10 protein-coding genes are annotated in these 12,926 nt (G+C 69.6%); 2 read left to right on the top strand and 8 right to left on the bottom strand.

Going from position 1 to position 12,926, the window contains the following annotated elements:
* Nucleotides 1–130: 130 nt before the first annotated feature.
* Nucleotides 131–877 carry an NUDIX hydrolase gene (locus FM076_RS25075; protein ID WP_173873186.1) on the bottom strand — a complete coding sequence of 249 codons (747 nt, stop codon included), beginning with the start codon at nucleotides 875–877 and terminating at the stop codon, nucleotides 131–133.
* A 93-nt stretch (nucleotides 878–970) separates the two neighbouring features.
* Nucleotides 971–2,188 carry a DUF4192 domain-containing protein gene (locus FM076_RS25070; RefSeq protein ID WP_173873185.1) on the bottom strand — a complete coding sequence of 406 codons (1,218 nt, stop codon included), beginning with the start codon at nucleotides 2,186–2,188 and terminating at the stop codon, nucleotides 971–973.
* A gap of 139 nt (nucleotides 2,189–2,327) precedes the next feature.
* Here FM076_RS25070 and FM076_RS25065 point away from each other — a divergent pair, with 139 nt between their 5' ends.
* Both FM076_RS25065 and FM076_RS25060 read left to right on the top strand, forming a co-directional pair.
* Complete coding sequence (locus tag FM076_RS25065) at nucleotides 2,328–4,520, top strand: RecQ family ATP-dependent DNA helicase (protein WP_173873184.1); 2,193 nt, start codon at nucleotides 2,328–2,330, stop codon at nucleotides 4,518–4,520.
* 405 nt (nucleotides 4,521–4,925) lie between these two features.
* Nucleotides 4,926–5,528, top strand: coding sequence for a hypothetical protein (locus FM076_RS25060; RefSeq protein ID WP_173873183.1), 603 nt, complete (start codon nucleotides 4,926–4,928; stop codon nucleotides 5,526–5,528).
* A 51-nt stretch (nucleotides 5,529–5,579) separates the two neighbouring features.
* Here FM076_RS25060 and FM076_RS25055 read toward each other — a convergent pair whose 3' ends face one another.
* The 6 genes from FM076_RS25055 to FM076_RS25030 form a co-directional block, all read right to left on the bottom strand.
* Entirely contained in the window at nucleotides 5,580–6,203 is a 624-nt protein-coding gene (locus FM076_RS25055; protein ID WP_173873182.1) for a hypothetical protein, read from the bottom strand.
* Nucleotides 6,204–6,312: 109 nt separating this feature from the next.
* The gene (locus tag FM076_RS25050) at nucleotides 6,313–6,990 is read right to left on the bottom strand and encodes a ribonuclease HII (RefSeq protein WP_173873181.1); all 678 of its coding nucleotides are present in this window, start codon (nucleotides 6,988–6,990) and stop codon (nucleotides 6,313–6,315) included.
* Between the two features lie 168 nt (nucleotides 6,991–7,158).
* Entirely contained in the window at nucleotides 7,159–8,187 is a 1,029-nt protein-coding gene (locus FM076_RS25045) for an ADP-ribosylglycohydrolase family protein (RefSeq protein WP_173873180.1), read from the bottom strand.
* 12 nt (nucleotides 8,188–8,199) lie between these two features.
* Nucleotides 8,200–8,859, bottom strand: a complete 660-nt coding sequence (locus FM076_RS25040) for a histidine phosphatase family protein (RefSeq protein WP_173873179.1) — start codon at nucleotides 8,857–8,859, stop codon at nucleotides 8,200–8,202.
* A gap of 15 nt (nucleotides 8,860–8,874) precedes the next feature.
* Nucleotides 8,875–9,483, bottom strand: coding sequence for a DUF4937 domain-containing protein (locus tag FM076_RS25035; RefSeq protein ID WP_173873178.1), 609 nt, complete (start codon nucleotides 9,481–9,483; stop codon nucleotides 8,875–8,877).
* A gap of 373 nt (nucleotides 9,484–9,856) precedes the next feature.
* Nucleotides 9,857–12,757 (bottom strand): vitamin B12-dependent ribonucleotide reductase, encoded by a 2,901-nt coding sequence (locus tag FM076_RS25030; RefSeq protein ID WP_173873177.1) that lies wholly within the window; start codon nucleotides 12,755–12,757, stop codon nucleotides 9,857–9,859.
* Between the last annotated feature and the right edge of the window lie 169 nt (nucleotides 12,758–12,926).

The raw sequence follows: 12,926 nt of genomic DNA, 5'->3' as shown, positions 1-12,926 counted from the left end.
GACGCACCACTGCAAGATAACGCGATATTTCCGACTTTCCGGGTAAGCCGCTCGCCCGACTCCCGCAGTGAGACGGAGCGGACTGCCTACGGACTCCCCCTCCGGACGGCAGCCACGCGGCGATGCCGGGCTAGATCTCCGGGCGCAACATGGGCGGGTTGAGCAGCGTGGCTCCTCCAGCACGGAAGAGTTGCGCCGGACGGCCACCCTGCCGGGTCGTCGTCCCACCGGTCGGCACGAGGAAGCCAGGCGTTCCCGTCACCTTCCGGTGGAAGTTCCGCGGGTCGAGCGCCACGCCCCACACCGCCTCGTACACCCGCCGCAGCTCGCCCACCGTGAACTCGGGCGGGCAGAAAGCGGTGGCGAGCGAGGAGTACTCGATCTTGGAGCGCGCCCGCTCCACCCCGTCCAGCAGAATGCGGTCGTGGTCGAAGGCGAGCGGCGCCTGCTCGGCGTCCCAGCCGTTGGCATCCACCGGCCCCAGGAGCGTGTCCGTCGGCGCCCACCTGGCGCTGCGCGCGTCCCCGCCCGCGATGGGAGCGGGGAGGTCGGGCGCGAGAACGAGGTGGGCGACGCTGACCACCCGCATCCTCGGGTCACGGTCGGGAGCGCCGTAGGTGGCGAGCTGTTCGAGATGCACCCCTGGCCCCTCGGGGGCGTGTGGACGCAGCCCGGTCTCCTCGGCAAGCTCGCGCGCTGCCGCCGCCTCAAGATCCTCGTCGTCCCGTACGAACCCCCCCGGCAGTGCCCACCTGCCCTGGTAAGGAGGCTCCCCCCGGCGCACGACCAGGACACAGAGCGCGTCTTTGCGGACTGTGAGCACCACGAGGTCGACGGTGACGGCGAAAGGCGGGAAAGCCGATGGATCGTAGGGCATGGCGTGATCATAGTCGTCTCCCTGACGATAAACAGTGGCTTCGCGAGCGCCATTGACACCTCCTTCCTCGGCCTGAGCAGGTCCCGATGGATCTCAGAAGGCACTTCCCGCGCCGCCATCGGTCTCTCCTTCCTCCTTCTCACCCTCCTCTCCGTACCGCCGCCCCTCACGCTCCGCCCGGAGGCAACGGCGCACCAGCTTGGGGTCGAGTCCTTCGTTGCAGGCGTGATGCAGGAGCTGCGCCAGCAGGTAGTCCGGGTCGACTCGTAGGGCCAGGCCCAGGGAGACCCTGGCGGTCGGCACGTCGCCGCCCGACCAGGCGACCCAGCCCGCGAGCGTGAGGAGAGCTGCCGAGTAGACGGCGTACGGCCCCGGGCAGCGGCGGGACAGCGCCCGCCAGAGGCGGAGAGCGGGGGCGACATCCACTTCCTCCATCCACTCGGCCGCCTGGTCACGCGTCTCACGGTCCTGGAGCCCGAGAATCACCGCCGCGCACTCGTCGTGGCTCAGCAGACCGTCGTCGTGCGCGTCCTCACCCGACGGTGTGGCGGCCTTCGGGGCACGACGCTGAAAGCGCTCCAGAAGTTGCCCGAGAAGGGCCAGGGTCTCGGTCCGCACCTGCTTCCTGTCCTCGTCCCTGAGCATGCGAGGGGTCAGTTGGAGGCTCAGGCTGTCGAGCGCCCGCTTCTGTTCGTCGGAGAACGGCGGCCCGAGTGGGGTCAGCCGTTTCTCCATCTCCCGCAGTGATCCGTGCATGGGAATCCCGGCATACGCCGCGGCGGCGGCCATGGCCGAGGTACCGGACCGGCCCAGCGGGACCCCCTCAGGTGGGCAGCACCGCTGGTCAGGGCAGCAGTAGGAGAAGTACCGCCCATCCGAGAGGCACAGGGCCTCGTAGACGGGCATCTCCCGTTTCCCGCAGGCGAGGCGGAGGTCCTGGACAAGTGGGCGCAGCCGTTCCATGACCTCCCGGCCGTTGCTCCCTTCGTCCGGCTCCTGACAGAGGAAGACCAAGGCGCCGTCGGGCCTGGCTCCGCGGGCTCGCGCGCTGACGTCAAGACACTCCGCGATCTGCGGTGCCAGTGCCGCCCGGCCGCCTTCGGTATCGGGAATGCCGATCCTGAGCCGGCCGCCGAAGCGGCCACGTTCGCCGTGGAGAGCCACCACGACGAGGGAGTCGTCCGGATAGAAGCCGAGGAGGTAGGGCAACGCCTCGGCGAGTTCGGCAGGCTCGCGCAGGGAGACGCTCACCTGTCCGGTGCCGGGCGTGATCGGTTCGGTGCCGCCGGTTTCGCGGTCGTGCTGTGTCATGCGTCGACAGTGGCCGAGATCGCAAATACGACGGCGCGACTTATCCACAGCCAAACCGACTCGTATGTTCGTCATACAAATCGTGAGTTATCCACAACCCGATTCTTCGAAGACTCCGGGCATCGGGTTGCATGGACGCATGAGTGACACACAGCTGCGACGAGAAGCCGACTCGGTGCTCGCCGACCTCGTCGGCGACCGCTCAGGCGCGGCCCGGCTGCGCACGGACCAGTGGCGAGCCATCGAGGCGCTCGTCGCCGAGCGGCGGAGGGCACTGGTGGTCCAGCGCACCGGCTGGGGCAAGTCCGCGGTGTACTTCGTCGCGACCGCTCTCCTGCGCAAGCAGGGCGCGGGGCCGACCGTGATCGTCTCCCCGCTGCTGGCGCTGATGCGCAACCAGGTCGGGGCCGCCGCGCGGGCCGGCATCCACGCACGCACGATCAACTCCTCCAACCCGGAGGAGTGGCGGACAATCGAAACGGAGGTCGCCGCGGGAAGCGTCGAGGTCCTGCTCGTCAGCCCGGAGCGCCTGAACAACCCGGACTTCCGCGACAACGTGCTCCCCAGCCTGACCGCCTCCACCGGCCTCCTGGTGGTCGACGAGGCCCACTGCATCTCCGACTGGGGCCATGACTTCCGGCCCGACTACCGCCGACTCCGCACCATGCTCGCCGAGCTGCCCTCCGGGGTTCCGGTGCTGGCGACCACCGCGACGGCCAACGCACGTGTCACAGCCGATGTCGCCGACCAGCTCGGCACCGGCGGCCCGGACGGCGAAACCGGTGGCCCGGCCGGCACGACCCCCGCGCTGGTGCTCCGCGGCCCCCTCGACCGAGAGAGCCTGAGCCTGCACGTCCTGCGGCTGCCCGACGCGGCGCACCGCCTCGCCTGGCTGGGGGAACACCTCAAATCCCTGCCGGGTTCGGGCATCATCTACACCCTCACCGTGGCGGCCGCGGAGGAGGTCACGGCTTTCCTGCGCCAGTGCGGTCACGAGGTGACGTCCTACACGGGCAAGACCGAGAACGCGGACCGGGAGGCCGCCGAGGCCGATCTCCTCGCCAACCGCGTGAAGGCCCTGGTCGCAACCTCGGCCCTGGGGATGGGCTTCGACAAGCCGGACCTGGGCTTCGTCGTCCACCTCGGCTCGCCCTCCTCTCCCATCGCCTACTACCAGCAGGTGGGACGCGCCGGCCGAGGCGTGGACCATGCCGAGGTCCTGCTGTTCCCCGGCCAGGAGGACGAAGCGATCTGGCGGTACTTCTCCTCGCTCGCCTTCCCGCCCGAGAAGCAGGTACGTCGCACACTCGATGTGCTGGCTGAGTCGGACCGTCCCATGTCGCTCCCGGCTCTCGAACCCCGCGTGGAGCTGCGCCGCTCCCGGCTGGAGATGATGCTGAAGGTCCTCGACGTCGACGGTGCGGTACGACGGGTCAAGGGCGGGTGGGTCGCCACCGGCAACCCGTGGCACTACGAGGCCGACCGCTATGCCTGGGTGGAACGCCAGCGCCAGGCGGAGCAGCGAGCGATGCGTGAGTACGCCGAGACCCCCCGGTGCCGGATGGAGTTTCTGCGGCGCCAGCTCGACGACGAGGAGGCGACCCCCTGCGGCAGGTGTGACAACTGCGCAGGCAGCAGGTTCGAGGCGGACGTCGACGAATCCCTCGTGGCTGCGGCCCGCGGCGAGTTGCGCAGGCCCGGCGTGCGGGTCGAACCGCGGAAGATGTGGCCGACGGGTATGCCCTCGGTCGGTATGGACCTCAAGGGCCGGATCCCCGAGCAGCACCAAGCGGCATCCGGGCGCGCACTGGGCCGGCTCTCCGACATCGGCTGGGGGAACCGGTTGCGCCCGCTCCTGTCGGCACAGGCGGGCGACGGTCCGGTCCCCGACGATGTGCTGCACGGCGCGGTGACGGTTCTCTCCGACTGGGCCAAGGGGCCCGGCGGATGGGCTTCGCAGGGTCCGGATGCCGCAGAGCGGCCCGTGGGGGTCGTGGCGATCGAGTCCCGCACCCGCCCGCAGCTGGTGCGGTCCTTCGCGGAGCGGATCGCCGACATCGGACGGATGCCTCTTTTGGGCGCGGTGGCCTGCCGGGACGAGTTCGGCCTCCTGAACGGACCTCGCAGCAACGGAGCCCAGCGCCTCCGCGCGGTGCACGAAGCTCTTGAGATGCCACCGGAGCTTGCCGCGTCCGTGACGGCCGCGAACGGACCGGTCCTGCTGGTCGACGACTACACCGAGACGGGCTGGACCCTCGCCGTGGCCGCCAGGATGCTCCGCCAGGCCGGCGCGAAGGAGGTGCTGCCCTTGGTACTGGCAGTGCAAGGCTGACCCTCGGAGACACGGAGACACGGAGACAACCGATGGCGGACGGCAGGCGGACGCTCAGCAGACCAACGGCTCTTCCTCCCGAACCACCGCCAACCCATCTACCCCGTCAGCCCACGATCCGTCACCCTCCACGAGACGTGACCCATGCTCGATCCGTCGCAGTCACAATCACCGTCACAGTCACCGGTCTGTCGCCCGTCCTCGATCGGATCCGCGCGGCAGAACCGTCCATATCTCCCTCAACCGGAGGAGGCACAGAAGGGGAAACAAGAAGCGCTGCGGGAATAAGGGGAGAGACAGCCGCAGGAGGCCCGGTGCTGCTCTTCGCGTTCGTCGCCGCGCCCCACAGCGCCTTGGAGCGCTGCGGCACGCACGGAGGGAAGCACCACGGACGGAGGGAGCAACGTGGCCTTCGGTTCTGCTTCAGCTCCCACTCTCGGAGCCGCATCGGGACACAGGCGCGTTGTCCAGCCCTCCCAATGGGCAGCCGCTGGTATCCCCTCGCCATATGACCCCGAAGCTCTGGTGACCAGTCTCCACCGACTGCACCTGCCTCGTCCGCCGACCGTGGTGGTCGGTGTACTCGGGCCGGGCGAACGGCTCGTCGCCAGCGCGTCGTTCGCTCCCGGTGCCACGCGGCCGAACGGCTGGGAGTACCGCAACGACCTGCTGGACCAACTGCGCCGGATCGTCCCTCACGATTTACGCCGCCGGGTTCCCGTACGCACCGCGGTACTGCTGTGCTGCCGGTTCGGTGAGCCCGAATGGACACAACTGGACGGTGCGTGGATGTGGGCCCTGCGTGACGCCTGCACGCTGCACGGGTTGCGCTGCGGGGCCTATCTCACCCTGACGCCTTCGGGGTGGCAGGTACTCGGAGGGGACGAAAGCGGCAAGCGACCCTCGGCCGGTCCGGTGGCCGGGCGGCGGAACGACGGCACGGAAGCGCCGCCGGCGGACACGGCGGACCAGGTGATGCGGGCCTCCGTTCCACGGGCCACGGCGTGATCGCGGGCCGCAGTCGTCACCGCGACCATGGCCGGGGTGACGACTGCGGGGTCACAGCAGGGCGCGCAGGCGTTCGGGGTCGCCGCAGACGATGAGCTGTTCGGTGGCCTTCTCCAGGGCCGCGGGCAGTGCTGCCGCGACCTCGGGGTCGGTGCCGCCGTTCACCGCGAGCAGCACGATGGGGCGCTGAGCCGTACGGGACACGGAGGAGGTGTGGGCGCAGAACACGTCCTCGGCATCGCCGAGTTGGCGCCAGTAGGCGTCCTCGCCGAAGGAGAGTTCGTGCTCGGCCCACGGGTGCTGCGCGCCTGTGGTCAGTACGAGTATCTCTCCGGGTGCGCGACCGTCGTCGAGGAGTTTGTCGACGGTGTCGTCGGCGACCTCGACAGCGGTCGCCTCGGTGGCGGCGACGAGTTGGATCTGGGCCGTCCCGGCAGCCGGGGCGGCGGGCTTGGACTGCTGGTCCGGCGAATTCCCTCGGCTGGGCGCGCCGGGACGGCCGGGGGTGTTGGGGCCCTTGCTGTCGGTGCGCGGCGGTGCGGGGCGCGGCACAGGACGTGGGCCGGGAATGGGGGCTGCGGGGCGCGGTGCCTGCGGGGTTCGGGACGCTCCCGCTGAGGCGCGGGTGCCCGGGACGCTCTCGTAAATCTGTGGCTCCTCGGGAGTGAGAGGCATGAGGTGTTGTCTATCAAATGAAGGAATCAGCAGTGTCAGCGGGTTCGGCATGCGGGGCTATTCCCCGGATGGTTTCCGGTGCCGTGTGACAGTGCCGTCCGGCTGGGGTTCAGAAGAGGCCGATCTGTTCTGCGGGCTCGCTCCGGTTGCGCTTGAGGTGCTTCCAACGGGTCAGTGCGTCCATATAGGCCCAGGAGAGCCGATGGTGCGGGGTGGGTCCGCGCTTTTCCAGGGCCGCCTTGTGCACCGGGGAGGGATACCCGGCGTTGTCCTGGAAGGCGAACTCTTCGTGCTCCCGGGCGAGTTCGGCCATGAGGGCATCGCGGCGCACCTTGGCGATGACCGAGGCGGCGGCGACGGCGACACACGTCTGGTCGCCCTTGATGACGGTGCGGACCCGCCAGGGCGCTCCGAGGTAGTCGTGCTTGCCGTCCAGGATGACGGCGTCGGGGCGCTGCGGCAGGCCCTCGAGGGCGCGTACGGCGGCGAGCCGGAGAGCTGCGGTCATGCCGTGCTCGTCGATCTCCTCCGGGGTGGAGTGGCCGAGGGAATAGGCGGTGACCCACTTGGTCAGTTCCTCGGCGAGTTCGCTGCGGCGCGGCTCGGGGATGAGTTTGGAGTCGGTGAGACCGGCGGGAGGGCGGCGCAGTCCTGTGATCGCGGCACAGACCGTGACGGGTCCGGCCCAGGCCCCGCGGCCGACCTCGTCCACTCCCGCGACGATCTTGGCGCCGGTGGTGGCGCGGATCGAGCGCTCGACGCGATGGGTTGGAGACTCGTACGGCATGGCAATACCAAGCGTATCCGCTAGGGGGGCGGCGAGTTCAGGGGACTCCGCAAAAGGGAGGGACGGGGGGACGGAAAGGCGCGCGATGATCGCGGAAGGGGGCGAATTGGTGACGGAGAGTCCGCGTAATGGAGCTGGGTGTTTCCGCTTGCGGAGGTTACCGCGAGTTCACCTCAGCGTTTCAAGGAGCCAGGTCGGAAATGCCTCGGTCCGTTCGTCCCATTCCCGGGGCGGCGCGGAGACGGGTCCGCCGGCCGCGAGGACGCCGCCGACGATGGCGCAGGTGGTGTCCACGTCGCCGCCGGCATCGGCAGCGGTCCAGCAGGCTCCGCGGAAATCGCGCAGGTGGCGGGCGGCGGTCCAGAGGGTGAAGGGAACGGTGTCCTGGGCGCTGGTATGCCGTCCGCAGCCCAGAACGGCTGCGACGGTGCCCACGTCGGCGTAGTCGAGCAGGTCGATGGCACGGCGCAGTCCCGCGTGGACCGCGCTGCGGGGAACGAGTTCCAGGACCTGTGTCAGGAGGGTCTCGGGGGTGAGCTGCTGTGCGCTCGCGCCATCCGCGTGTCCACCACCGGCCGGACCGGCGGCCCCATGGGGGTTGCCGCCGTGGCCGGTGGCGTCCGCGCCGTGCTGTCGAAGCTGTCGAACGGCGTCGGCGCCGACGAGGGCGGCAGCCGCGGCGACGGCGCGGGTTCCCGCGACCGCTTCGGGGTGCCGGTGGGTGACCTCGGCGGAGCGGGCGGCCTCGCCGGCCGCTCGTTCCGGGTTGTCGGCGTACCAGGCGCCCAGCGGGGCCACCCGCATGGCGCCCCCGTTGCCCCAGGAGCCCTGGCCGTCGAACAGAGAGGAGGCCAACTCGCGCCAGTCGCCGCCCTCTTGGCGGATGAGGCGCAGCATCCGGTTCACCGCGGGGCCGTAGCCGCGGTCGAAGTCGTGGTGTTCGGCGAAGGAGGCGGCCAGTGCGTCCTGATCGACGTGACCGTGCCCGGCGAGCACGGCGGCGACGGAGGCTGCCATCTCGGTGTCGTCGGTCCACTGCCAGGGGCCCGGGGGCACCTCGCGGCGGCGCAGGAAGGGGAGGTTGCCGGGGACGAAGAACTGTGAGCCCAGGGCGTCGCCCACGGCAAGGCCGCGCAGGCTGGCCAGGGCGCGGGCGACCCGCTCACCGCGGGAGGGGACAGGGGTTCGAGCGCTCATGTTCCGACGATGTTAGCCGTATGCCCCGTACGGGCGGGGCGCCTGCCAGCGTTCGAAGGGGCGATCGAGGTGGTAGCGGTTGTCGGCGCCGAGGAGAAGGGTGCGCATCTCACCGTTGCCGGGGTTGGAGAGGCACTCGAACTCTTCCACGGTCCAGTGGAACCAGCGCATGCAGAACAGCCGCATGGTGAGCCCATGGGTGACGAGCAGGACGTTGGGAGGGTTGTCGGAGGCCTCGAAGCTGCGCCACAGGCTTTCGAGGAAGGCACCGACGCGGTCGTAGACGTCGGCTCCGGACTCGCCCTGTGCGAAGCGGTAGAAGAAGTGGCCGTAGGCGTCACGGTACTTCTTCTGCTGCCGCACGTCCTCCCTGTCCTGCCAGTTGCCCCAGTCCTGCTCGCGCAGCCGGGGCTCCTCCCGTACCCGCATCTGGTCAGGGCCGATGCCGAGAGCAGCGAGGGTCTCGCGGGTGCGCCGGTAGGGGGAGACGTAGGCGGAGACGCGTTCGCTGCCGAATATTCGGCGAAGGTGTTCCCCGGCTTCCCCGGCCTGCCGCCGTCCGCGTTCGGTCAGTGGCAGAGCGTGGTCGGGCACGCGCTCGTAGATGGTGTCGTCGGAGTTTCCCTCCGACTCACCGTGCCGGAGGAGGACGATGCGCCGAGGACGTGCCATGAACTCCACCCTAGGTCAGACGGTCCAGGACGGCTCCAGATCGATGACGTCCCCGGCGACGTGTGTGACGTCCGCCCCCGTCTGGGCACGCAACGCCAGCCGCTCGACGCGCTCGACCCGGTACTTTCCGTACTCGGCGGTCGAGTCCCACATGGAGAGGACGAGAAACTCGTCCTCGGTGTTCGCCTGCGCGAAGACTCCGCGCAGCATGCCGGGGGAACCGGCCATCGCGGGGTTCCACACCTTCTCCTGCATCAGGATGTAGTGCTCGATCCGTTCGGGACGTACCCGGCAGTGGGCCACGCGCAGCAGGTCGGCATCGGTGAAGACCGGCCGGAAGCCGGTCTTTACATCGAACCGGTATTCGAAGAGCCGGACCTGCATGTCCTTGTACGTGCCGATCTGCGCGGCGTGCAGCCGGTCGTGCGAGCGCGCCATGAAGGAGTCGTAGAAAGCCCGGCTCTCCCAGAAGCCGAAGAGGTGCACGACCCCTTCCCGGGTCCGGCTCCATCCGCCGCCCTGGCCCCGGAAGCCCGGCTCCCCGAGCAGTCCGGCCCATTTCCGCTGTGCCCGCGCGAACCCCGGGCGGTCGACGACGGTGCAGCGCATCCACTTGACCAGCACCGCGCTATCGTACGGCCATCCCGGCGACCCCTCGTCCCGAGCGGCGGACCGGTCCGACTCCGCACTGATGTTCCCCTCTCCCCGCTCCCCTCCTCCGGTTTCTCACCGTCTGCCCCCGGCCCCGGCCCCGGCACACACCGGCCCCGGCACACACCGAGGCGGGGACCGGCCCTTCAGCCGGCCCCCGCCTCGGATCGCGATGCCCAGCCTCGGATCGCGATGCCTATCCGGGAGGCGGGACGCCTGTCGCGGCGTCCACCCGAGCGCGGCCTGCCCCGACGCGGCTTGCCCCGACGCGGCTTGCCGGGACAGGCCGCGCTCGGGACCCGGAGCCGGGCGCGACCTCAGCCGCGGTCAAGCCCCCGCGACGCGCTCAGCTGCAGCCGCTCGTCGAGCCGCAGCCCTCGCACAGGTAGCAGCTGCCGGCGCGGCGCATCTTGGTGCCGCACGAGAAGCACAGCGGGGCGTCGGCGTTGAGGCCGAGCTGCATCTCCAGCAGCTCCGTGGAGTTGTGGGCCTCACGCGGTGCCGGAGCGGGGGCTTCCGGTTCGGTGACCGTGCGCTGCGCGTCCTTGGCGTCCTTGGCCTCTTCCCGCGGGGTCACCTGCGGGCTCTGCTCGGCCTTGGGGGCGGACTGGGCCAGCGCGTCGGCGTCGAACTCCTCCTCGGTCGCCTCGTAGGAGCCGGTCTCCAGGTGCCGCTGGCGCTCGGCCGCCGAGTGGATGCCGAGGGCGGAGCGGGTCTCGAACGGCAGGAAGTCCAGCGCCAGGCGGCGGAAGATGTAGTCGACGATCGACTGCGCCATCCGCACATCGGTGTCGTCCGTCATGCCGGCCGGCTCGAAGCGCATGTTGGTGAACTTCGAGACGTAGGTCTCCAGCGGCACGCCGTACTGGAGGCCGACGGAGACGGCGATGGAGAAGGCGTCCATCATGCCCGCGAGGGTGGAGCCCTGCTTGGACATCTTGAGGAAGACCTCACCGAGGCCGTCGTCCGGGTAGGAGTTGGCCGTCATGTAGCCCTCGGCGCCACCCACCGTGAAGGAGGTGGTGATGCCGGGCCGGCCCTTGGGCAGGCGGCGGCGGACCGGGCGGTACTCGACCACCTTCTCCGGCTCGGCCTCCGCCTTCTTCTCCTCCTTGGCCTTGGCCGACAGCGGCTGGCCGACCTTGCTGTTCTCGACGTAGACGGCCAGCGCCTTGGTGCCGAGCTTCCAGCCCTGGAGGTAGATCTCCTCGACGTCCTCGACGGTGCTGCTCGCGGGCATGTTGACCGTCTTGGAGATGGCGCCGGAGAGGAACGGCTGGGCTGCCGCCATCATCCGCACGTGGCCCATCGGGGAGATGGAGCGCTCGCCCATGGCGCAGTCGAAGACCTCGTAGTGCTCGGGCTTGAGACCGGGCGCGTCCACCACGTTGCCGTGCTCGGCGATGTGCTCGACGATGGCCTCGATCTGCTCGGGCTGGTAGCCGAGGCGCTTGAGGGCCTTGGGGACCGTGTTGTTCACGATCTGCATCGAGCCGCCGCCGACGAGCTTCTTGAACTTGACCAGGGCCAGGTCGGGCTCGACGCCGGTGGTGTCGCAGTCCATCATCAGGCCGATGGTGCCGGTCGGGGCCAGCACCGACGCCTGCGCGTTGCGGAAACCGTTCTTCTCACCGAGCCGCAGGACGTCCTGCCACGCCTCGGTGGCGGCCGCCCACACCGGGGTGTCGAGGTCGTCCATGCGCGTGGCGGCGTCATTGGCGTCGCTGTGCTGCTTCATGACGCGCTTGTGCGCTTCGGAGTTGCGCGCGTAGCCGTCGTACGGGCCGACGACGGCGGCGAGTTCGGCCGACCGCTTGTAGGAGGTGCCGGTCATCAGGGAGGTGATGGCACCGGCGAGCGCCCGGCCGCCGTCGCTGTCGTAGGCGTGCCCGGTGGCCATCAGCAGAGCGCCGAGGTTGGCGTAGCCGATGCCCAGCTGGCGGAAGGCGCGGGTGGTCTCACCGATCTTCTCGGTCGGGAAGTCCGCGAAGCAGATGGAGATGTCCATCGCGGTGATGACCAGCTCGACGACCTTGGCGAACCGCTCGGCGTCGAAGGACTGGTTGCCCGCGTCGTCGTCCCGCAGGAACTTCATCAGGTTCAGCGAGGCGAGGTTGCACGAGGAGTTGTCCAGGTGCATGTACTCGCTGCACGGGTTGGAGGCGGTGATGCGGCCCGTCTCCGGTGAGGTGTGCCAGTGGTTGATGGTGTCGTCGTACTGGATGCCGGGGTCGGCGCAGACGTGGGCGGCCTCGGCCATCTTGCGGAAGAGCTTGCGCGCGTCCACCTCCTCGACGGTCTCGCCGGTCATGCGGGCACGCAGGGCGAACTTGGAGCCCGACTCGACGGCCTTCATGAACTCGTCGGTCACGCGCACCGAGTTGTTGGCGTTCTGGTACTGGACGGAGGTGATGTCCTCGCCGCCCAGGTCCATGTCGAAGCCCGCGTCGCGCAGGGCGCGGATCTTCTCCTCCTCCTTCACCTTGGTCTCGATGAAGGCCTCGACGTCCGGGTGGTCGACGTCGAGGACGACCATCTTGGCCGCCCGGCGGGTGGCGCCGCCCGACTTGATGGTGCCGGCGGAGGCGTCGGCGCCGCGCATGAAGGAGACGGGTCCGGAGGCGTTTCCGCCGGAGGAGAGGAGTTCCTTGGAGGAGCGGATGCGGGAGAGGTTCAGGCCGGCTCCCGAGCCGCCCTTGAAGATCATCCCCTCTTCCTTGTACCAGTCGAGGATCGACTCCATCGAGTCGTCGACGGACAGGATGAAGCAGGCGCTGACCTGCTGCGGCTGCTTGGTGCCGACGTTGAACCACACCGGGGAGTTGAAGGCGAAGATCTGGTGCAGCACGGCGTACGCCAGCTCGTGCTCGAAGATCTCGGCGTCCGCCGGGGAGGCGAAGTAACCGTTCTTCTCACCGGCGTCCCGGTAGGTCTTCACCACACGGTCGATCAGCTGTTTGAGGCTGTTCTCCCGCTGGGGGGTGCCCACGGCGCCGCGGAAGTACTTGCTGGTGACGATGTTGACCGCGTTCACCGACCAGAAGTCGGGGAACTCGACGCCACGCTGCTCGAAGTTGATCGAGCCGTCGCGCCAGTTGGTCATGACGACGTCGCGGCGCTCCCAGGTCACCTCGTCGTACGGGTGTACTCCGGGGGTGGTGTGGATGCGCTCGATGCGCAGTCCCTTGTTCGCCTTGCCGCCCTTCGCGCGGGAACCGCGTGCCGGGCCGCTCGTCGTCTCTGTCATTCCGCCTCCCTGTGTGGGGCATAACGCCCCAACATGCCCCGGTTCTTCCCCGAGAACTGTGCCTGTCTGGTGACCCGGACACGGTGCGTGCCCAGGCCAGGTCTCTGTGTGTGCCGGGCCCGTCCCGGCCTGCCGGCCCCCGCGCGGCGCCGGTCGCCGCTCAGTCGGC

It is taken from the genome of Streptomyces albus subsp. chlorinus (assembly GCF_013302895.1).
In the GTDB taxonomy this organism is placed as follows: domain Bacteria; phylum Actinomycetota; class Actinomycetes; order Streptomycetales; family Streptomycetaceae; genus Streptomyces; species Streptomyces chlorinus.
This window is presented reverse-complemented; position numbering and strand designations above follow the sequence as displayed.